Origin of the sequence: Streptomyces sp. NBC_00669 (genome assembly GCF_036226785.1) — a bacterium.
Classification (GTDB): Bacteria; Actinomycetota; Actinomycetes; order Streptomycetales; family Streptomycetaceae; genus Actinacidiphila.
In genome coordinates this window covers 2,299,694-2,320,304 of record NZ_CP109018.1, presented here as the reverse complement: position 1 = coordinate 2,320,304, position 20,611 = coordinate 2,299,694, and the positions used below count along the sequence as shown (strand labels likewise).

Here is a 20,611-nt window from a genome sequence, read left to right as displayed (position 1 = left end):
AAGCCGAGGACCGCCGTGCGCTCACGACTCCTGCCGCTGCTCATCGTGCTGATGGCCGGCGTCCTGCTCGCGCTCGGGTTCCCGCTGGCCGCCAGCCAGGCGGCCGCCCAGCAGCAGCGCGTCGTGGTGGACCGTATCGACGACACCACCCGCTTCGCGGCGCTGGCGCAGTTCGTCACGGCTCGCGACGAGAACACGGTCGTCGACCCGGAGGACGACGAGCGGCTGCACACGCTGGTGACCGAACTCGACCGCTACGAGCAGCTCTACGGCATCAGGGCCGGCGTCTTCTACCGGGACCGCACGTCGATGGCCGCGGCGCCGCACAGCTGGCGGGTCCCGTCCAGCGGGGAGTTGTACGACGCGTACGACTCGGCGCTGCTGGGGCGGCGCGTCCACAATCCGGAGCAGGTGTGGCCGTGGCAGCACCGCATGCTCGCCATCGCCTCGCCGATCGTGCGGGACGGCGACGTGGTCGCGGTGGTCGTCACCGACTCGCCCACCGGCGCGCTGCGTTCGCGCATCCTGCACGGCTGGCTGCTGCTCGCGGCCGGAGAGCTCGCGGCGATGGCCATCGCGGTCCTGCTCGCGGTGCGGCTGACCGCCTGGGTGCTGCTGCCGGTCGCGACGCTGGACCGGGTCACGCACGACATCGCCACCGGCCGGATGAAGTCGCGGGTCGGGGCATCCGGGGGACCCCCGGAACTTCGGCGCCTGGTCCGGTCGTTCAACGAGATGGCGGACAACGTCGAGGCCGTGCTGGAGCAGCAGCGCGCCTTCGTCGCCGACGCCTCGCACCAGTTGCGCAATCCGCTGTCCGCCCTGCTGCTGCGGATCGAGCTGCTCGGCCTCGAGCTGCCCGACGGCCATACCGAGGCCGAATCCGTGAAGGAGGAGGGCCACCGACTCGCCCAGGTGCTCGACGACCTCCTCGGCCTCGCCGTCGCGGAGAGCTCGGGCAGCCACCTGGGCGTCACCGACATCGCGGAACTGGCCAGGACCCGCGCCGACGCCTGGCGGCCCAGCGGCGACCGGGAGGGTGTCGCCGTGCACTTCAGCGCGCCCGCGCACGGAGGGGCCACCGCGTGGGCCGACGCGATCGCGCTGTCCAGCGCTCTGGACGCCGTGATCGACAACGCGATCAAGTTCACCCCCGAGGGCAGCGCGGTCACGGTACGGGTGGCGGTCGACAGCGATCAGGTCGCCATCGAGGTGGCCGACAGCGGACCTGGCCTGAACGACGACGAACTCGACCGGATCGGTGACCGGTTCTGGCGCAGTGCCCGCCACCAGAACGTGCACGGCTCGGGGTTGGGTCTGTCGATCGCGCGGGCGCTGCTCAGCCAGGGCGGTGGCAGCATCAGCTTCGGGCGCCGCGAGCCGCACGGCCTGGAGGTGCGGCTGGCGGTGCCGCGCACCGCGCCGGTGACATCGGCACGGCCCGCCGACTGAGGTGGAGCGGACACCCTCGGACCAGCCGGTGGCGCGGGGCTCGTACGGGCGCGCCGGCTACGGCTTCACGGATCGGTAGTAGCGCTCCGCGCCCACGTGCAGGGGCAGCGGGTCGGTGAAGACAGCGGTGCGCAGGTCGACCAGTTGCGCCGCGTGCACCACCTTGCCGATGGAGTCCCTGCTGTCGATCACCGCCTTGGTCAGCCGCTGCACCAGAGCGGCGTCGGCGTGGTCCGTGGTGACCAGCAGGTTCGCCACCGCGATGGTCGCGACGGACTGACCGCCCTGGGCGCGCGGGTACGCGTCCGGCGGCATCATCGCCTGCCGGTAGTACTGCATCTGCGATCCCATGGAGTGCAGCTTGGCCACCAGGTCGCCGAGTTGGACCAGCCGGATACGGTCGGTCGGGTACGCCATCGCGCTCACCGCCGCGGTCGGCAGCCCCCCGGACCAGAAGAACGCGTCGAGCTTGCCGGAGAGCAGCATCGAGGGCGCCTGGTCGATCCCGACCGGCACCGCGGTGACGTCCTTCGCGATGTCGAGGCCCGCGGCCGTCAGCAGCCGCCTGGTGATCAGGTTGACCCCCGATCCGGCCTGTCCGACGCCCACCCGCAGCCCGCGCAGGTCCCGTGCCGACCGCACGGTGGAGTCACGCGGCACGACGAGCTGCATGTAGTCGTCGTAGAGCCGGGCGCACGCCCGCAGGTCCTTCTTGTTCGGACCGCGGTAGGACGCGACCGCGTCGGCCGCGGCGATCGTGAAGTCGGAGCGCCCGTCGGCCACCTGCTCGATGTTCTCCACGGAGCCCTCGGTGTGCTTGAGGTCGACCTTCACACCGGGCAGGGCGGTCCGCAGGTCGCTCTTGAGCAGCACGCCGTACTTCTCGTAGACCCCGCTCTGCACCCCGGTCGCCAGCGAGATCGGCCCCTTCGGGTACGACGGACCGTCCGTCGGCAGCAGCCACCACAGCAGCAGCGCCAGGGCCGAGGCGGCGGCCAGCACGACCTGGAGGGCACGTCGGGTGCCGAGCCGGCTGCCGAGGCGGGTGAGGTCCATGCCCCGCGATCCTGCCAGCCGTGCCGCCGGGAAGGAAGGCGCGGCCGGGACCGGGCGGCCCCGGCCGGCACCCCGTGCGCTGTCGCTGTCCGCCCGGCGGCAAACCGGGTTCGGGTATGTCGTGGGCACCGCCTACCCTGGGGGCATGACCGCGCAGGACACCGCTCTCCAGCGAAGCTACGAGATCCGCACCTACGGGTGCCAGATGAACGTCCACGACTCCGAGCGTCTGGCCGGCCTCCTGGAGGACGCGGGGTATGTGCGGGCGCCGGAGGGCGCCGACGGCGCGGACGTCGTGGTCTTCAACACCTGTGCGGTGCGGGAGAACGCCGACAACCGGCTCTACGGCAATCTCGGCCAGCTCGTGCCGAAGAAGGCCGCGCGCCCTGGCATGCAGATCGCGGTCGGCGGCTGCCTGGCGCAGAAGGACCGCGACACCATCGTCAAGCGCGCCCCCTGGGTCGATGTCGTCTTCGGCACCCACAACATCGGGCAGCTCCCGGTGCTGCTGGAGCGGTCCAGGATCGCGGACGAGGCGCAGGTCGAGATCGTCGAGTCGCTGGAGACGTTCCCCTCCACGCTCCCCTCACGCCGCGAGTCGGCCTACGCGGCCTGGGTCGCGATCTCGGTCGGCTGCAACAACACCTGCACGTTCTGCATCGTGCCCGCGCTGCGCGGCAAGGAGAAGGACCGGCGGCCCGGCGACGTGCTCGCCGAGGTCGAGGCGCTGGTCGCCGAGGGGGTCGTCGAGGTCACCCTGCTCGGTCAGAACGTCAACGCGTACGGCTCCGACATCGGCGACCGCGAGGCGTTCGGCAAGCTGCTGCGGGCCACCGGCGCCGTCGACGGCTTGGAGCGGGTCCGCTTCACCTCCCCGCACCCGCGCGACTTCACCGACGACGTGATCGCCGCCATGGCCGAGACGCCGAACGTGATGCACCAGCTCCACATGCCGCTCCAGTCGGGCTCCGACCGGCTGCTGAAGTCGATGCGCAGGTCGTACCGGCAGGACCGCTACCTCGGCATCATCGAGAAGGTGCGCGCCGCGATGCCGGACGCCGCCATCACCACCGACATCATCGTGGGCTTCCCCGGCGAGACCGAGGAGGACTTCGAGCAGACCCTGGAGGTCGTGCGCCAGGCGCGCTTCGCGCAGGCGTTCACCTTCCAGTACAGCAAGCGGCCCGGCACCCCGGCGGCCGAGATGGACGGCCAGGTCCCCAAGGCGGTCGTGCAGCAGCGCTACGAGCGGCTGGTAGCGCTCCAGGACGAGATCTCCTGGGAGGAGAACAAGAAGCAGGTCGGCCGCACCCTGGAGGTGCTGGTCGCCGAGGGCGAGGGCCGCAAGGACGACGCCACCCACCGGCTGTCCGGCCGTGCCCCCGACAACCGGCTGGTGCACTTCGCGCGGCCGGAGCAGGAGGTCAGGCCCGGCGACATGGCGACCGTCGAGATCACTTACGGAGCCCCGCACCACCTGCTCGCCGAGCGGCCCCCGCTGTCGGTCCGCCGCACTCGCGCCGGTGACGCCTGGGAGCGGCGCCAGGGCGCTGCGGCCGCCAAGCCCGCAGGCGTGATGCTCGGCCTGCCGACGATCGGTGCTCCGGCTCCCTCGCCCGAGGCGGTGCCGGCGGGCGGCTGCGCGCTCGACTGAGGGCCGCGGACGTCGCGGCCGGGAAGATGGGGCGTGCGGGGCCGGCAGGGGCGGTGAAGGGCCGTCGGCGGCCTTCGTGAGTGCCCTGGGCGGCGACCGGGGGCTGCCATCGGGCGGGGACGCGGTCGGCGTGGGCACGCGGCCGTGGCTCGTCAGCGGGGCCGTATCGGCGTCAGACCGGCATCGGATCGGCGTCAGACCCGGGTTGGACCGGCGTCAGATCGGCATCGGATCGGCGCCAGGCCGGCGTCGGGGACCCGGGCCGGTGGGAGGCCGGGCCGGTAGGGTTCCGATCATGCTGGTCGCCGCTGCCGTCTGCCCCTGCCCGCCGCTGCTCGTACCCGAGGTCGCGGCCGGTGCCGCGCCCGAGCTGGACACCCTGCGGGCGGCCTGCGCGGACGCCGTCGGCGTGCTGGCCGCGGCGCGACCGGAACGGCTGGTCGTCGTCGGTCCGGCCCCGCGACCTGGGCGCGAGGTCTTCCCTCCCGGTGCGGTCGGCTCCTTCCGCGGCTACGGCGTCGCGGTCGAGGTGACGCTGGGACAGCCGCGCGCTGGCGAGCCCGCCGAAGAGCGGACCGCGGAGCCGTCCTCCGACCGTGTGGACGCGGCGCCGCCCGCCTCGCCGGTTCCGCTGCCGTCCTCGCTCGCGGTGGCCGCGTGGCTGCTGCGCGGCTGGCAGGCGTCGCCCGTCGAGGGGCTCGGGGTGGGGGAGGAACTGGAGCAGGAGCGGTGCGCGGTGGCCGGGCAGGCCGTCGCCGATGCGGCGCCGCGGGTCGCGCTGCTGGTCATGGGCGACGGCAGTGCGTGCCGTACGGTCAAGGCACCCGGCTATCTGGACGAGCGGGCGGAACCGTTCGACGCCGCCGTGGCCGCGGCGCTCGGCGCGGCCGACACCGCGGCGCTGGAGGGGCTCGACGCGGCCTTGGCCCAGGCGGTCCAGGCGGCGGGGCGGGCGCCGTGGCAGGTGCTGGCGGGAGCGGCACGCGGCGCCGGGCTGGCGGGTGAGCTGCTGTACGACGCGGCGCCGTACGGGGTCGGCTACTTCGTCGCGACCTGGACGTAGCGGGCCCGCCGGGGCGAGCCGTGGGGCCGCCGTGCGGTGCGGACGCGTACGCGCATCGGCCCGGAACGTGGACTGACCGCGGATGGTGGGGTCCGCGGCCGTCCGGCATCAGGGCGCGCGCTCATACGTCCGCGCGCTGGTCACGGCCCGGGGAGGCACCCGGAACCAGGACCGGTTGGGTCGGTGCTCAGGTGGCGTCGCGGCCCTTGTCGCCATAACCCTTCACGGCGTCCTTCGCCTTGCCCACACCCGAGTTGATCTGGTTGCTGTACTTGCCGCCGGTCTTGGAGTCGACGGTCTTGGCCGCCTTGTCGAGGCCCTGCTGGATCTTGTCGCCGTGCTGCTTGGCGAGGTCTGCGGCCTTGTCCTTCGACACGCCGAGCTTGCCCTTGAGCGAGTCCATGAAGCTCATCTGGCACCTTCCCTGGGATTCCCCTCGAAGTGACGGCCAGGGGGACGGCCGGGATGCGCCGACACCGGCGGTGACCAGGTCGCAAAGCACACCAAAGGGCACATGGCGCCCTCCACTTCTCGACCATACCCGTGCTGCCGGCTTTTCGCGCCGCCGACCGCCACGCCCTGTGGACAACCGGTCGGCCGGCGCCTGCGATCATCACTCGATCGGTACGTCACGGCGGAGTTTGGGAGACTTGCAGGGTGAACAAGCGCGTGATCGCCGTCGTCGGGCCCACCGCGGCCGGCAAGTCCGATCTGGGCGTCGCCCTGGCACGGGAGTTGGGCGGTGAGGTGATCAACGCCGACTCCATGCAGCTCTACCGGGGCATGGACATCGGCACCGCCAAACTCACCGACGAGGAGCGGGGCGGCGTGCCGCACCACCTGCTCGACATCTGGGACGTCACGCAGGCCGCCAACGTCGCCGACTACCAGCGACTGGCCCGTGAGGAGATCGACCGGCTGCACGCCGAGGGCAAGGTGCCGATCCTGGTCGGCGGCTCCGGGCTCTACGTCCGCGCGGCCCTCGACGACCTCCGCTTCCCGGGTACCGATCCCGCCGTCCGCGCCCGTCTGGAGGCCGAACTCGACATGCGGGGGCCGGGTGCCCTGCACGCCCGGCTGGCCGCCGTGGACGCCGAGGCCGCTCGGGCGATCCTGCCGAGCAACGGCCGCCGGATCGTGCGCGCGCTGGAGGTGGTCGAGATCACCGGGCAGCCCTTCACCGCGAACCTGCCCGGCCCCGAGTCCGTCTACGACACCGTGCAGATCGGGGTCGCCGTCCCGCGGCCCGAGCTCGACGAGCGGATCGCGCTGCGCGTGGACCGGATGTGGAAGGCCGGACTCGTCGCGGAGGTGCGCGCCTTGGAGGCGGCCGGGCTGCGCGAGGGCCGTACGGCGTCGCGCGCCCTGGGCTACCAGCAGGTGCTCGCCTGGTTCGCCGGCGACTCCACCGAGGAGCACGCGCACGCGGAGACCGTACGCGCCACCAAGCGCTTCGCCCGGCGTCAGGACTCGTGGTTCCGGCGCGACCCGCGTGTGCACTGGCTCACCACCCAGGGAACGGAACTCGCCGGGCAGGCGCTGGCGTTGGCGCGGGATACTCCAAGAAGCGGTCACAGCCTGATCACGTGATTGCATCGGGACGCCTCGGTGTCCCGGAGGCGCCTCCCGCCCGTGTCATCATCGTGCTTCGAGCTACTGTGTCGACGTACGGGAGGGCGCGTGGCGATGGCAGCCGGCCCACGCGACACCCCACCGGGGCGCGACACATCGACGGACTCCGACCGCTCGGCGAGGAGTCGGAACCGGAACCACCGGCAGGGGCAGATTCCGGACTCCCGTCCACCACTGGACTCCCTGGAGTCGTTGAACTCCGTGGACGCTCCGTTCGATCCGGACGCGCTGATCGGTCCGGACGCGCCCGCCGACCCCGAGCCCGGCCCCGATTCCGCAGCCGACGTCGCCGTCGATCCGGACGACCCCGGCGATCCGCTCGCGTCGGTCGCGTCGCTCGACCGGTACGACAACCTGGAACGGCTCGACCGGCTGGAACCGCTCGGCGTGCTGGACGACCTCGACCCGCTCGAGGCCGGGGAGCCGATGCCGTCGATGGCGGACGGCGAGTCCTTCCGCGAGCTGCGGCCGCAGCGACGGCTGCGGATCTGGCAGATCGCGCCGATCGTCGCCCTGGCCGTCGGCGGCTCGCTGATGTTCGCCTTCCCGCTCGCCTTCGAGTCGGGGGACACCGGCCCGGTGGTCGCGATGCTCGGCCTGCTGCTGTGCTGCTGCGCGGCCGGGTGGGGCCTGGCGGCTGCCCGCCGGATCGGCCAGACCTGGCCGGGACTGCCCGCGCGGGGCTCGGGCGAGCGCGCCGACTGGCGCTACGTCGCCGGCTACGCCGCTCTCATCGTGCTGCTGGCGTTGCTCGCCGTCTGGCGGGTCGCCCGGCTGCGCTGACGGCGTGCCGCCAGGTCAGCGCCGTGCGGGCGGCATACCCGGCACCGACGACGGCCGACCACGTACGATCGGACCTGTGACTGACGCGCCCTCCGCCGACGCCCCCATCGCCTTCCTCAAGGGCCACGGCACCGAGAACGACTTCGTGATCGTCCCCGACCCGGACGGCCGGCTCGAACTGTCGGCGGGCGACGTGGCGCGGCTGTGCGACCGGCGGGCGGGCATCGGCGCCGACGGTCTGCTCAGGGTCGTGCGCTCCGCCGCCCATCCGGAGGCGGCCGCACTCGCCGCCGAGGCCGAGTGGTTCATGGACTACCGCAACAGCGACGGCAGCATCGCCGAGATGTGCGGCAATGGCGTACGGGTCTTCGCCCGCTATCTCCAGCGGACCGGACGCGCCGGCGCCGGGGACCTGGACATCGCCACCCGCGCCGGAGTGCGGCATGTCCACATCGGCAAGGACGGCGCGGACGGCACACCGGGCGACGTCACCGTCGCGATGGGGCCCGCCGAACTGCCCGGCGGCGCCGTCAACATCGGTGTCGACGGCCGCACCTGGCCCGCCGTGCACATCAGCATGGGGAACCCGCACGCGGTGGCCTTCGTCGACGACCTGGACGACGCCGGCGACCTGCTGCGCGCACCCGCCGTCAGTCCCGGCTCGGCCTATCCGAACGGCACCAACGTCGAGTTCGTGGTCGACCGCGGCCCCGCTCATGTCGCCATGCGGGTGCACGAGCGCGGCTCGGGAGAGACCCGTTCCTGCGGCACCGGCGCGTGCGCGGTGATGGTCGCCGCCGCCCGCAGGGACGGTCTGGACCCCACTGCCACCGGCCAGCCGGTCACGTACACCGTCGACGTGCCCGGCGGCCGTCTGGTGATCACCGAGCGCGCCGACGGCGAGATCGAGATGACCGGTCCCGCCGTCATCCTCGCCGAAGGCACCATCGACCCCGCCTGGCTCGCCGGCTCCGGGCGCTGACCCGGCGGCCCCCGGCGGTCCCTTTGCGGGCCGCCTTGGCACCGTCGGCGCCGGCTCGCCCCACCCGAACCGGACGTATCAGGTCACCACACCCGTACGCCTTCCCTCGAACGGGTGATGGGGATCACTCTCGGCGAGAGCGTGGCAGCCGCACGTGGTGGGCTCGATAGCATCAATCACCGGCGCGGCCCCACGGGGCGTGGTGAGTTCCCGCAGCCGGTCCACGCTGCCGGGAGGCCCCGATGAGCGCAGACAACGCGGTGAACGCGGTGAACGCGGAGAGCGCGGAGAACGCCGCCGATGTCGTCCGGCGCGGGCTGCGCCGGATTGATCTGCGCCGGATCGACCTCCGCCGTCTGGGCCGGGTGGCGCTCCTGGGGAGCAACGGCCACAGCAGGGGCCGCCTGCCCGGTGCCATCGAGCATCTGATCAAGGTCCACCGCACCCGCCATCCCGAGGCCGGCCGCGAAGAGGTCGAGACCCTGCGCCGCGCCTATGTGCTCGCCGAATCCTCGCACCGGGGGCAGACCCGCAAGAGCGGCGAGCCATACATCACCCACCCGCTCGCGGTCACCCTCATCCTCGCCGAACTCGGCGCCGAGACCACCACATTGACCGCCTCGCTGCTCCACGACACCGTCGAGGACACCGAGGTGACGCTCGATCAGGTCCGGCGGGGTTTCGGCGAGGAGGTCAGCTATCTCGTCGACGGCGTCACCAAGCTGGAGAAGGTCGACTACGGTGCCGCCGCCGAACCCGAGACCTTCCGCAAGATGCTCGTCGCGACCGGCAACGACGTGCGGGTGATGTCGATCAAACTCGCCGACCGGCTGCACAACATGCGCACCCTCGGGGTGATGCGGCCCGAGAAGCAGGCCCGCATCGCCAAGGTCACCCGCGACGTGCTCATCCCGCTCGCCGAACGGCTCGGCGTGCAGGCGCTCAAGAGCGAACTGGAGGACCTGGTCTTCGCCATCCTCCACCCCGAGGAGCACGCCGGCACCCGCGCGATGATCGAAGCGGCCGGGGCGCGGCCCGACCCCCTTTCCGTCGTCGCCGACGACCTGCGCGGTGTGCTGCGTGACGCGGGCATCGCCGCCGAGGTCGGCATCCGACCCCGCCACACCGTGTCCGTGCACCGCCTGATGCTCAAGCGCGGCGTGACCGAACTGGGCGGCTGCGACTTCGGCCGCCTGCTCGTCCTCGTGGACGAGGACGCCGACTGCTACGCCGTGCTGGGCGAGCTGCATACCTGTTTCACCCCCGTCATCGCCGAGTTCAAGGACTTCATCGCCGCTCCCAAGTTCAACCTCTACCAATCGCTTCACACCGCCGTCGCCGACCGGCACGGCCGGATCGCCGAGGTGCTGGTGCGCACCAAGCGGATGCACCGTGTCGCCGAGGCCGGTGTGATCGCCCTCGGCGACCCCTACGCGGCCGAGGCCGCGCAGGGCCCGGAGGCGGCAGGCGCCGCCGGGGACGGCTGGGCGGACCCCGACCCCACCCAGCCGGGCTGGCTCGCCCGGCTGCTGGAGTGGCAGCGCGCCGCCCCGGACCCGGACACCTTCTGGACGGCACTGCGCGACGACCTCGCCCAGGACCGCGAGATCACCGTCTTCACCAGCCAGGACGGCGACCGCTCCGGCACTCTCCGGCTGCCCGCGGGCGCGAGCTGCGTGGACGCCGCCTACGCCGTCCACGGCGAGGCCGGCCACGCCTGCGTCGGCGCGCGGGTCAACGGCAGGCTGGCGCCGCTCGGCACCCGCCTGCGCGACGGCGACGCTCTCCAGCTCCTGATGGACGACACCGCCGCGTCGGCGCGCGAGCCCGAGGGCCCCGACCCCGAATGGCTGGAGCACGCGACCACTCCGGCCGCCCGGATCGCCATCACCGGCTGGCTGGCGCTGCACCCGACCGCGCCCGGCGGGGCCCGGCCGGCCGCCGCGCCCGCCGCCCGTCCGCTGCCGGCGGTCGACAGCACGCCGGACACCGACCCGGTGGCCGTCACCGACCTGCCCGGTGCCGCGGTGCGGCTGGCGCGCTGCTGTACGCCGGTGCCGCCGGACCGCGTGACCGGGTTCGTGATCCGCGGCGGGACCGTCGCGGTGCACCGGGCCGGGTGTCCGGCCGGCTCCCGGATGGCGGCGGCCGGGCGGACCGCCGTGCCCGTCCGATGGCGCGACGGCACCTCCGCAGGGAACTTCCGGGCCACCGTCCTCGCCGAAGCGCTCAGCCGGCCGAGACTGCTCGCCGACCTCACCGAGGTGATCGCCGCCCAGGGGATCGGCATCGTCTCCGCGGCTGTGGAGCCGCCGCAGGAGCATCGCGTCCGGCACACCTACACCGTGGAACTGCCCGCGCCCGAAGCCCTCGCCGGGCTGATGCGGGCCATGAAGTCGGTGCCGGGCGTGTACGACGTCTACCGCGCCCAGCCTGCTGTCGCTGCTGTCCGTAACTGATCACACTGAGTAAACGTGCGGTCGCTTCCCGCTGTTCCCGGATTTCGTCACTCCTGCGGGTGATCCTGTGCGGATTTCGTTCGGAATACGAACTTCTCGCGGAACCGGCCGCCGGTCGGACCGAAAGTCGCGTGACCCTTCCGCCCCGGCGTGCGACCATCGAAGGTAACGGCGCCACCACGGCTGCCGGCCACTGACCGTACGACCGAAGGACCCGATGACCTCCAACGCTTCCTCCTCTTCTTCGAACAACCGCCAGCGCCTCCCGGAGAGCCTTCGGGCCGACGCCCTGATGGAAGAGGACGCGGCCTGGAGCCACGAGATCGACGAGGATCGGGACGGCGACCAGTTCGACCGCTCCGACCGCGCGTCTCTGCGCCGGGTCGTCGGACTCTCCACCGAGCTGGAGGACGTCACCGAGGTCGAGTACCGGCAGCTCCGTCTGGAGCGCGTGGTGCTCGTCGGGGTGTGGACCTCCGGCACCGTCGACGACGCCGACAACTCGCTGGCCGAACTCGCCGCCCTCGCCGAGACCGCGGGCGCCATCGTGCTGGACGGCGTGGTCCAGCGCCGCGACAAGCCGGACCCGGCCACGTACATCGGCTCCGGCAAGGCGCAGGAGCTGCGGGACATCGTCGTCGAGACCGGCGCCGACACCGTGGTCTGCGACGGTGAGCTGAGCCCCGGCCAGCTGATCCACCTCGAGGACGTCGTCAAGGTCAAGGTGGTCGACCGCACCGCGCTGATCCTGGACATCTTCGCCCAGCACGCCAAGTCCCGTGAGGGCAAGGCGCAGGTCTCGCTCGCGCAGATGCAGTACATGCTGCCGAGGCTGCGCGGCTGGGGCCAGTCGCTGTCCCGGCAGATGGGTGGCGGTGGCTCCGGCTCCTCGGGCGGCGGCATGGCCACCCGCGGACCCGGTGAGACCAAGATCGAGACCGACCGGCGGCGCATCCGCGAGAAGATGGCCAAGATGCGCCGGGAGATCGCGGAGATGAAGACCGGCCGCGACCTCAAGCGCCAGGAGCGGCGGCGCCACAAGGTGCCGTCCGTGGCCATCGCCGGCTACACCAACGCGGGCAAGTCCTCGCTGCTCAACCGGCTCACCGGCGCCGGAGTCCTGGTGGAGAACGCCCTGTTCGCCACCCTGGACCCGACGGTCCGGCGCGCCGAGACGCCCAGTGGGCGGCTCTACACGCTCGCCGACACGGTCGGGTTCGTCCGGCACCTGCCGCACCACCTGGTCGAGGCGTTCCGCTCCACCATGGAGGAGGTCGGCGACGCCGACCTGATCGTGCACGTGGTGGACGGCTCGCATCCGGTGCCCGAGGAGCAACTGGCCGCGGTCCGCGAGGTGTTCCGCGATGTCGGCGCACTCCAGGTGCCGGAGATCGTGGTGGTCAACAAGGCTGACGCGGCCGACCCGCTGGTCCTCCAGCGGCTGTTGCGGGCCGAGAAGCACGCCATCGCGGTGTCCGCGCGCAGCGGGCAGGGCATCGACGAGCTTCTGGAGATCATCGACGACGCGCTGCCGCGCCCGCAGGTGGAGGTCGAGGCCCTGGTGCCTTACACCCACGGCGGGTTGGTCTCCCGGGCGCATGCCAACGGCGAGGTGCTCTCCGAGGAGCACACCGGCGAAGGCACGCTGCTGCGGGTGCGGGTGCACGAGGATCTGGCCGCAGAGCTGGCGCCGTTCACCCTCGCCGCCCAGCACTGACCGGAGTTCGACCGGCCACCGGGCCGAGGTCCGCCTCCTGGGCGCACGACAACGGGTAAGGGTCCGCCTCCTGGAGGCGGACCCTTACCCGTCACTGCGCTGTCACCGTCACCCGGCTCAGCTGAACTTCTTGCTCACTCCGTCGTAGAGCTTCTTCGCGTCCGCGCCCAGCCGGGGCCCCGCCAGCCACGTTGCCGTGACCGGGCCGATCGAGGTGTTGCTGACCAGCCCCTGCTTGCCGTCCGGCATCGTGGCGAACCACCCGCCACCGGAGGCACCGCCGGTCATCGTGCAGCCGAGCCGGTACTCCGTCGGTGCCGAGGCGAGCAGCGACAGCCGGCCCGGCTTGCCCTGGCAGGCGTACATCCGCTGGCCGTCGTAAGGCGCCTCCGCCGGGTAGCCCCATGCGCCGATGGTCTTGATCTGCGTCGTCGAGGGAGCGTCGAACCACACCGGCATCGCCGCCCCGACCGTCTCCTGCAGCGACTTGCCGCCGGAGCCCTTCGCGGGCGTCACATGCAGCACCGCGAAGTCGTACGGCGACCCGCCGCCGCCTTCCTCGGAGCCGGAGTCGATCCACTCGTCCGAGGTGCCGGCCCAGTCCGCCCACCACACGCCGTACGGGGCGAGCTTGTCCACGCCCGCGTTCGCCAGCGCGGCCGCGCTCTGACCGGCGTCGTTGTAGTCGGGCACGAAGGCGATGTTGCGGTACCAACCGCCGCTCTTGCCCGCGTGGACGCAGTGCCCGGCCGTCCACACCAGGTTCGACTTGCCCGGGTGCGCCGGATCGTCGACCACCGTGGCCGAGCAGACCATGGGCCCCTTCGGGCTGTCGAAGAAGAGCTTGCCGACCGCCGGCGCGTTGTCGTGGTACGGCGAGCCGACCTTCCTGGCCGCCTCGGGCGCCGGCACCGGGTCGGTCTTCCCCTGGTCGGCGGGCACATCCGCGGGCACCTGCTTGTCGTCCTGATCGGCGCCCTTCATCCGGTCGTTGCTCCACAGACCGTCGATCACCGGGTTGACGAAGTCCTGGGCCTTGCGCAGCCACGACGACTTGTCCCAGTTCTTCCAGCCGCCGTCCTTGTACGCCTGTTCCCACTTCTTCAGGTCGCTGAGGCTCGTGGGCAGTGACGTAGGCAGCTTGGGCAGTGTCTTCCTGGCCGCCGCGGTGGCACTCGGCGACGTCGTCGCCTTGGCGTCGTCGCTCCCGGACGGCCCGCACGCGGTGGCCGCGCCCGCGAGAAGTGCCGCGGCCGCCACGGCGATCAGCGGCCTGCGTATCGATGGCATGGACGTATGTCCCCCTGATTCGTGCGTTCGTGGCTCGTGTGCTGCCTGATTCATGGACGGCACCGGACCTGTGGGCGGTTCCGCGCGGGAAAGTCGGGCGACGGCCCGTGATCGGTCGGTGACCGCGTCGTTAGTACGGATGGGGGACGGACGGAACGCCGAGCAGGAGGAGAGCACACGTGGCGGCCACTTCGAGCGTGCCGGGACAACTCACGGCACCCGCCGAAGACTTCGGTGCGGGGGAGGCGATCTTGCGCAGACAGGCACAGCGCGAGTCCGCGGCGCGCACGTACGCGCGGTCGCTGCCCGTGGTGCCGGTCCGCGCCCGTGGGATGACCATCGAGGGCGCCGACGGCCGTCGCTATCTGGACTGCCTGTCAGGCGCGGGCACGCTGGCGCTCGGCCACAACCACCCGGTGGTCCTGGAGGCGGTCAGGCGGGTGCTGGACTCCGGCGCGCCCCTGCACGTCCTGGATCTCGCCACGCCAGTGAAGGACGACTTCACCACCGCCCTGTTCGAGACGCTGCCACCCGCGCTCGCCGACCACGGCCGCATCCAGTTCTGCGGCCCGGCCGGCACCGACGCGGTCGAGGCGGCCATCAAGCTCGCCCGGATCGCCACCGGCCGGACCGGCCTGCTCGCCTTCTCCGGCGCCTATCACGGCATGACCGCGGCGGCCCTCGCGGCCACCGGCGACACCGAGGCGCGAGCCACCGCCGAGGCGGACGCGCGCGTCACCCGGCTGCCGTATCCGTACGACTACCGCTGCCCGTTCGGGACCGGGGGCGAGCGCGGTGCGGAGCTGTCCGCGCGGCTGACGGCCAGTCTGCTCGACGACCCCAAGGGAGGCGTGCAGCAGCCCGCGGCGATGCTGCTGGAGCCCGTCCAGGGCGAGGGCGGCGTCATCCCGGCCCCGGATTCCTGGCTGCGCCGGATGCGGGAGATCACCGCGGCCCGCGGCATCCCGCTGATCGCCGACGAGGTGCAGACCGGAGTAGGCCGCACCGGTACGTTCTGGGCGGTCGAGCGCAGCGGCATCGTGCCCGACGTGATGGTGCTGTCCAAAGCCATCGGCGGCAGCCTGCCGCTCGCGGTGATCGTCTACCGCGAGGAACTGGACGCCTGGCACCCAGGTGCCCATGCCGGCACCTTCCGCGGCAACCAACTCGCCATGGCTGCGGGCACCGCCACGATCCGCTACGTGGCGCGGAACGCGCTGCACGAGCGGGCCGAGGAGGTCGGGTCCCGCATCCTGCGCCGGCTGCGCGGCCTGGCCGCCCACCACGCCTGCATCGGCGACGTGCGCGGCCGCGGCCTGATGATCGGCGTCGAACTCGTGGACACCGGCGCCGAGCCCGACGACCGCGGGGCGCTGCCTGCCGCGCCGCGTCTCGCCGCCCGCGTCCAGCAGGAGGCCCTGCGGCGCGGTCTGATCATCGAACTGGGTGGTCGGCACTCCAGCGTCGTACGGCTGCTGCCACCGCTGACGATCACCGACGAGCAGGCCGAAGCCGTACTGGACCGGCTCTCCGACGCCGTCGCCGCCGCCGACGTGCCCGACGCCGGCAGCCGTGGCGGCCCCATCGGCGGGCGGGCCAGGGGGATCGACACCCTGCGAGCGGGCGAGGCACAGCCGGCGGGCACCCCGTGAGGGCGACCACCGCACCGCGGGCACGCCGGTGCGCAGGATGCCGATCCCCGCTCCGCTCGGCCGGCCGGCTCCTGACCGCGTCACGACCCGACTGCAACGGTGGGGCGCGGCAGCCGTGCCCCACCGCGTGCCACGCCGAGCCGTCGCCCCGGCGCACGGCGCCGCCGCCCCGAAGCGCACCGACCCACCAAGGCACATCACCCCCGCCCCCGTACAGCACTGCCGCACCGCCGTACCGCCGTACCGACAAGTGAGGCCCCTGGCATGACCGCACCCGTGGACCCCGCCGGCACCGACCGCCATGACACCGCCACCTCCGTGCCGCCCCAGCGGGCACGCACCCCCCGGATCGTGACCGGTCCCGACCCGCTGGCTCGCGAGGAGCCGTATGCCGTGGCCGACGCGGCCGGCACCGAGGCACTGCTGCGCTGCTGGACCCGCGAGAAGGGCCTGGCGCAGCCGGCCGACGGGCTGCTGCGGGTGCCGCTGCCGGCGGCGGGCACCGCGGCCGGTGCGGTCGTCCACCACTGGTCCGCCACCGGCCACCACCGCTTCGGGCCCGTCCGGCTCACCACGGCCGACCAGCGGCCGCTGACCGCGGTCGAACTCGCCGCGCTGCTGGCCCGGGAGAGCGGCGCGGACCCGGCGGAAGGCGCCGACCTGGTCGCAAGGGTGGCGGACTCGGTACGCCGGACCGCCGTCTTCGTCACCGACCGGCGCGAACGCCCCGGCCACGGTGATCCCGAACTGCCGTTCCTCGACTCCGAGCAGGCGCTGATCCTCGGCCACCCGCTGCACCCGACGCCCAAGAGCCGCGACGGCCTGGGCGACGCCGAGTCGGCGGCCTACTCGCCCGAGCTGCGCGGCGCCTTCCCGCTCCACTGGTTCGCGGTAAACCCCTCGCTGCTCGCCACCGATTCGGCGTGGACTGATCGCGGCCGCCTGGTGTCCGCGCCCGACCTGCTCACGGCACTGGCCGGGCCAAGCCCTGTGCTGCCCGCCGGTACCGCGCCGCTGCCGTTGCACCCGTGGCAGGCACGCGAGGTCCGCCATCGGCCCGCCGTACAGGAGCTGTTCGACGCCGGGCTGCTGCACGACCTGGGCACCCTCGGGGACCCGTGGCACCCCACCTCGTCGGTGCGTACGGTCTACCGGTCGGGCGAACAGGTCATGTTGAAGCTGTCGCTGGCCCTGCGCATCACCAACTCCCGCCGGGAGAACCTCCGCAAGGAGCTGCTGCGCGGCACCGAGGTGCACCGGCTGCTGCGCAGCGGGCTGGCCGCCCGCTGGCACGAGACCTATCCCCGGTTCGACATCGTTCGTGACCCCGCCTGGCTGGGCGTGGACGACAGGGACGGCCGCCCGCTGCCGGGTCTTGACGTCGCCCTGCGGCACAACCCGTTCGGGCCCGGCGCGCAGGCGCACTGCGTGGCCGGACTGACCTCCCCGCGGCCCTGGCCGCGACTGCCCGCACCGGCGCTGGTCTCCCGGCTCGCGGTGCTCGTCGGCCGCCTCTCCGAGCGGAGCGGACGGCCGGGGACCGCGGTCGCCACCGAGTGGTTCCTGCGCTACCTCGACGAGGTGGTCCGGCCGGCGCTGTGGCTGGACGGCGAGGCGGGCATCGCGCTCGAGGCGCACCAGCAGAACACCATCGTGCTGCTCGACGCCGACGGCTGGCCGCGCGGCGGCCGCTACCGCGACAACCAGGGCTACTACTTCCGCGAGTCGCACCGCGACGCCCTGGAACGCCAACTGCCCGGCATCGGCGCCCACAGCGACACCTTCGTCGCCGACGAGGTGGCCGACGAGCGCTTCGCCTACTACCTCGGCATCAACAACGTCCTCGGCCTGATCGGCGCCTTCGGGGCGCAGCGGCTCGCCGACGAGGAAGTGCTGCTCGCCGCCTTCCGCCGCTTCCTCGCGGGCGTGGCGGGCGGCTCCAGCCGCCTCCCCGAGCGACTGCTGCACAGCCCGCAACTGCGCTGCAAGGCCAACCTGCTGACCCGGCTGCACGGAATGGACGAACTCGTCGGGCCGGTCGACACCCAGTCCGTGTACGTCACCCTGCCCAACCCGCTGGCCCGCTGAGCGGCGGCACGCACCACCGCCGACCGGCCTCTACGCCCCGCCCGCGCGGCCCTTCCGCGCCCGACCGGGACAGGAAGGAGTTCCGTTGCCATCCGCCGACTCCAGTACCGAGGACACCCTCGACCTGAAACTGCCACCGGAGGTCCTCGCGCTGTTCTCGGACAGCGCCGTGGGGGAGCCGACGGGCGGCGGGGGCGCGGCGGGAGCAGCCGGTGGGGTCGCGGGCGGGCTGCTCGACGGCATCGCGGCCTGGCCGGCCGCCGAAACACCGGCCGGGCCCTTCCGGCTGGTCCCGGTCGTCCCTGACCGGGACCTCGCGGTCCTCACCCGGTGGATGAACGATCCGGCAGTCGCCGAGTTCTGGGAACTGGCCGGCGAGCAGCGGGTCACCGAGGCCCATGTGCGGGCCCAACTCGACGGCGACGGCCGCAGCGTGCCCTGCCTCGGCGTGCTCGACGGCAGTGCGATGAGCTACTGGGAGGTCTATCGCGCCGACCTCGACCCGATCGCTCGCTACTACCCCGCCCGGCCGCACGACACCGGCGTCCATCTGCTCATCGGCGGTGTCGCCGACCGCGCCCGTGGCCTGGGCGGCACGTTGCTGCGCGCGGTCTCCGACCTGGTCCTGGACCACCGCTCCGCCTGCGGCCGGGTGATCGCCGAACCGGACCTGCGCAACACCCCCTCCGTGGCGGCCTTCCTCGCCGCCGGCTTCCGGCTCTCCGCGGAGGTCGACCTGCCGGGGAAGCGCGCCGCCCTGATGATCCGCGACCGAGCCCTGCGTCACCGCGTCTGACACGGTGCCCGACCGCGTCCGGCGGTGTCCGACCGCATCCGATCGCGACCGGACGCCGCCGAGCACGCCCGACCGCGCCGGTCGTGTCCGACCGGCGGCGGCCGCTTCGCAAAGCAGCCCTTCCGTCCCGTCCGCAGGAGCCCACCGTGACGATGCCATCCCCGACCGAGTCCGGCGCCGCGTGGGAGCGCGCGGCCAGGCGGCTGCTCGCCAAGATGCTCGCCGAGTTCGCCTACGAAGACGTGATCGCGCCGCAGCCCGACCCGGCGTCCGGCCCCGACGCGTACCGGGTCGACGTCGCACCCGACGTCACCTACCGCTTCCGCGCGCGCCGCGGCTCGTACGGGAGTTGGTACGTGGACGCGGGCAGCATCACCCCGACCGGCGACCCGCTGCACTTCCTCGAGCACGGCCACGACAGCGTGCTCGGGCTCAGCGGCGACACCACGGGCCACCTGATCAGGGAACTGCTCGCCACGCTGTGCGCCGATGTGCGACTGGACGCCACCGCGCTGCCGGCCGCCGAGCTCGCCGACCTCGGCTACGCCGAACTCGAAGGGCACCAGACCGGCCACCCATGGCTCGTCGCCAACAAGGGCCGTATCGGGTTCTCGGACGCCGACGCGGCGCACTGGGCGCCCGAAGCCCGCAGACGCCACCGACTGCCGTGGATCGCCGTCCACCGCGACCTCGCCGAATACCGGGGCACCGGCACCCTGAACACCTCCGACCCGCTCTACGCCGAGGAACTCGCCCCCGAGACCCTCGACTCCTTCCACCGCACGATCGCCGACCACGACCGCAATCCCGCCGACTACCTGCTGCTGCCCGTCCACCCCTGGCAGTGGGAACAGGTCGTCGCCCCGCTCTTCGCACCCGCGATCGCCGACGGGTCCATCATCCACCTCACCACTGACAACGACCTGCGGCTGCCGCAGCAGTCGATCCGTACGTTCCTCAACACCAGCCGGCCGCACCGCCGCACCGTCAAGCTCCCGCTGTCGGTGCTCAACACCCTGGTCTGGCGCGGCCTGCCCACCGAGCGCACGCTGGCCGCTCCCGCGGTCACCGGCTGGGTGCACACGCTGCGCGACCACGACCGGTTCCTGCGCGACGAGGCCCGGGTGATCCTGCTCGGCGAGGTGGCGTCCGTCACCGTCGCCCATCCGCAATACGACAAGATGCCCGCAGTGCCCTATCAGTACCGCGAACTGCTCGGCTGTATCTGGCGCGAGCCGCTGACCGCGTACCTCGCTCCCGGCGAGCGCGCACGGACGCTTGCCGCACTGCTGCACACCGACCCGGCGGGCCGCGCCTTCACGGCCGAACTCGTCGCCCGATCCGGGCTTTCCCCGCGAGTGTGGCTGCGACACCTCTTCGCCGCGCTTCTCCCTCCTTTGCTGCACTTCCTCTACCGGTACGGCACGGTGTTCTCCCCGCACGGCGAGAACGCGATCGTCGTCTACGACGAGCACGACATCCCGGTGCGGCTGGCGGTGAAGGATTTCGTCGACGACGTGAACGTCTCCGCCCAGCCGCTGCCGGAACACGACACCATGCCGGCGGACGTCCGCGCCGTGCTGCTCACCGAGTCGCCGGAATTCCTCACCCAGTTCATCCACTCGGGCCTGTTCATCGGAGTGTTCCGCTATCTCGCGCCGTTGTGCGAGCAGCAACTCGGCGTTCCCGAAAACGAGTTCTGGGCGCTGGTACGGGAGGAGATCGTGCGCCACCAGGAGCGCTTCCCCGAACTCAAGGAGCGGTTCGCGCTGTTCGACCTCTTCGCCCCGCGGATCGCCCGGCTGTGCCTCAATCGCAACCGTCTGCACCTCGACGGGTACCGCGACCGGGCCAACCGCCCGCACGCCGCCGTGCACGGGACCGTGGCCAATCCGCTCTGCGGGCCCTGAGCGCGCCGCCTGGCGCCGAGACGCCCCGCCGGGCGCCGCTACGATCGGTCCGACGACGGCTGAGCCGACGAACGGCC

Annotated in this window: 15 protein-coding genes; 12 read left to right on the top strand and 3 right to left on the bottom strand. The window is 72.8% G+C overall.

Features of this window, described 5'->3' with window-relative positions; translation table 11 throughout:
- Positions 1 to 15 precede the first annotated feature (15 nt).
- Complete coding sequence (locus OG896_RS09180) at positions 16 to 1,452, top strand: sensor histidine kinase (protein WP_329364054.1); 1,437 nt, start codon at positions 16 to 18, stop codon at positions 1,450 to 1,452.
- Positions 1,453 to 1,509: 57 nt separating this feature from the next.
- Here OG896_RS09180 and OG896_RS09175 read toward each other — a convergent pair whose 3' ends face one another.
- Entirely contained in the window at positions 1,510 to 2,508 is a 999-nt protein-coding gene (locus OG896_RS09175) for a TAXI family TRAP transporter solute-binding subunit (RefSeq protein WP_329364052.1), read from the bottom strand.
- Between the two features lie 145 nt (positions 2,509 to 2,653).
- On the opposite strand from OG896_RS09175, the gene miaB reads away from it, so the two are divergent.
- Together miaB and OG896_RS09165 are read left to right on the top strand one after the other, a co-directional pair.
- Positions 2,654 to 4,162: a tRNA (N6-isopentenyl adenosine(37)-C2)-methylthiotransferase MiaB gene (gene miaB / locus OG896_RS09170; RefSeq protein ID WP_329364050.1), complete on the top strand. Its 1,509-nt coding sequence runs from the start codon at positions 2,654 to 2,656 to the stop codon at positions 4,160 to 4,162.
- A gap of 295 nt (positions 4,163 to 4,457) precedes the next feature.
- Positions 4,458 to 5,225 carry a class III extradiol dioxygenase subunit B-like domain-containing protein gene (locus OG896_RS09165; protein WP_329364048.1) on the top strand — a complete coding sequence of 256 codons (768 nt, stop codon included), beginning with the start codon at positions 4,458 to 4,460 and terminating at the stop codon, positions 5,223 to 5,225.
- A 187-nt stretch (positions 5,226 to 5,412) separates the two neighbouring features.
- On the opposite strand, the gene OG896_RS09160 is transcribed toward OG896_RS09165, so the two are convergent.
- A complete protein-coding gene (locus OG896_RS09160; protein ID WP_329364046.1) occupies positions 5,413 to 5,637 on the bottom strand; it encodes an antitoxin in 225 nt (74 codons plus the stop codon).
- Positions 5,638 to 5,882: 245 nt separating this feature from the next.
- Between OG896_RS09160 and miaA the strand changes: the two genes are divergently transcribed.
- The 5 genes from miaA (at position 5,883) to hflX (ending at position 12,798) form a co-directional block, all read left to right on the top strand.
- Positions 5,883 to 6,815 (top strand): tRNA (adenosine(37)-N6)-dimethylallyltransferase MiaA, encoded by a 933-nt coding sequence (gene miaA / locus OG896_RS09155; RefSeq protein WP_329364044.1) that lies wholly within the window; start codon positions 5,883 to 5,885, stop codon positions 6,813 to 6,815.
- A 243-nt stretch (positions 6,816 to 7,058) separates the two neighbouring features.
- On the top strand, positions 7,059 to 7,640 hold the full coding sequence (locus OG896_RS09150) for a hypothetical protein (RefSeq protein WP_402450711.1): 582 nt from the start codon (positions 7,059 to 7,061) through the stop codon (positions 7,638 to 7,640).
- A gap of 76 nt (positions 7,641 to 7,716) precedes the next feature.
- Positions 7,717 to 8,622, top strand: a complete 906-nt coding sequence (gene dapF, locus OG896_RS09145) for a diaminopimelate epimerase (RefSeq protein WP_329364042.1) — start codon at positions 7,717 to 7,719, stop codon at positions 8,620 to 8,622.
- Positions 8,623 to 8,864: 242 nt separating this feature from the next.
- On the top strand, positions 8,865 to 11,081 hold the full coding sequence (locus OG896_RS09140; RefSeq protein WP_329364041.1) for a RelA/SpoT family protein: 2,217 nt from the start codon (positions 8,865 to 8,867) through the stop codon (positions 11,079 to 11,081).
- Positions 11,082 to 11,298: 217 nt separating this feature from the next.
- Entirely contained in the window at positions 11,299 to 12,798 is a 1,500-nt protein-coding gene (gene hflX, locus OG896_RS09135) for a GTPase HflX (RefSeq protein ID WP_329364040.1), read from the top strand.
- Positions 12,799 to 12,915: 117 nt separating this feature from the next.
- On the opposite strand, the gene OG896_RS09130 is transcribed toward hflX, so the two are convergent.
- Positions 12,916 to 14,088 (bottom strand): trypsin-like serine peptidase, encoded by a 1,173-nt coding sequence (locus OG896_RS09130; RefSeq protein ID WP_329364038.1) that lies wholly within the window; start codon positions 14,086 to 14,088, stop codon positions 12,916 to 12,918.
- A gap of 179 nt (positions 14,089 to 14,267) precedes the next feature.
- Between OG896_RS09130 and OG896_RS09125 the strand changes: the two genes are divergently transcribed.
- The 4 genes from OG896_RS09125 to OG896_RS09110 all read left to right on the top strand — a co-directional run bounded on the left by OG896_RS09125 (position 14,268) and on the right by OG896_RS09110 (position 20,534).
- The gene (locus OG896_RS09125; RefSeq protein ID WP_443056974.1) at positions 14,268 to 15,740 is read left to right on the top strand and encodes a diaminobutyrate--2-oxoglutarate transaminase family protein; all 1,473 of its coding nucleotides are present in this window, start codon (positions 14,268 to 14,270) and stop codon (positions 15,738 to 15,740) included.
- A gap of 264 nt (positions 15,741 to 16,004) precedes the next feature.
- Entirely contained in the window at positions 16,005 to 17,828 is a 1,824-nt protein-coding gene (locus OG896_RS09120; protein WP_329364035.1) for an IucA/IucC family protein, read from the top strand.
- An 85-nt stretch (positions 17,829 to 17,913) separates the two neighbouring features.
- Positions 17,914 to 18,624, top strand: coding sequence for a GNAT family N-acetyltransferase (locus OG896_RS09115; RefSeq protein WP_329364033.1), 711 nt, complete (start codon positions 17,914 to 17,916; stop codon positions 18,622 to 18,624).
- A gap of 152 nt (positions 18,625 to 18,776) precedes the next feature.
- Entirely contained in the window at positions 18,777 to 20,534 is a 1,758-nt protein-coding gene (locus OG896_RS09110; RefSeq protein WP_329373826.1) for an IucA/IucC family protein, read from the top strand.
- The last annotated feature ends 77 nt before the right edge of the window (positions 20,535 to 20,611 follow it).

Bases quoted from the DNA above. Each gene is read 5' to 3' on its own strand.
- OG896_RS09165 (WP_329364048.1), top strand. From the start codon at position 4,458: ATGCTGGTCGCCGCTGCCGTCTGCCCCTGCCCGCCGCTGCTCGTACCC.
- OG896_RS09140 (WP_329364041.1), top strand. From the start codon at position 8,865: ATGAGCGCAGACAACGCGGTGAACGCGGTGAACGCGGAGAGCGCGGAG.
- miaB (WP_329364050.1), top strand. From the start codon at position 2,654: ATGACCGCGCAGGACACCGCTCTCCAGCGAAGCTACGAGATCCGCACC.
- OG896_RS09110 (WP_329373826.1), top strand. From the start codon at position 18,777: ATGCCATCCCCGACCGAGTCCGGCGCCGCGTGGGAGCGCGCGGCCAGG.
- OG896_RS09120 (WP_329364035.1), top strand. From the start codon at position 16,005: ATGACCGCACCCGTGGACCCCGCCGGCACCGACCGCCATGACACCGCC.
- OG896_RS09175 (WP_329364052.1), bottom strand. From the start codon at position 2,508: ATGGACCTCACCCGCCTCGGCAGCCGGCTCGGCACCCGACGTGCCCTC.
- hflX (WP_329364040.1), top strand. From the start codon at position 11,299: ATGACCTCCAACGCTTCCTCCTCTTCTTCGAACAACCGCCAGCGCCTC.
- OG896_RS09160 (WP_329364046.1), bottom strand. From the start codon at position 5,637: ATGAGCTTCATGGACTCGCTCAAGGGCAAGCTCGGCGTGTCGAAGGAC.
- OG896_RS09130 (WP_329364038.1), bottom strand. From the start codon at position 14,088: ATGCCATCGATACGCAGGCCGCTGATCGCCGTGGCGGCCGCGGCACTT.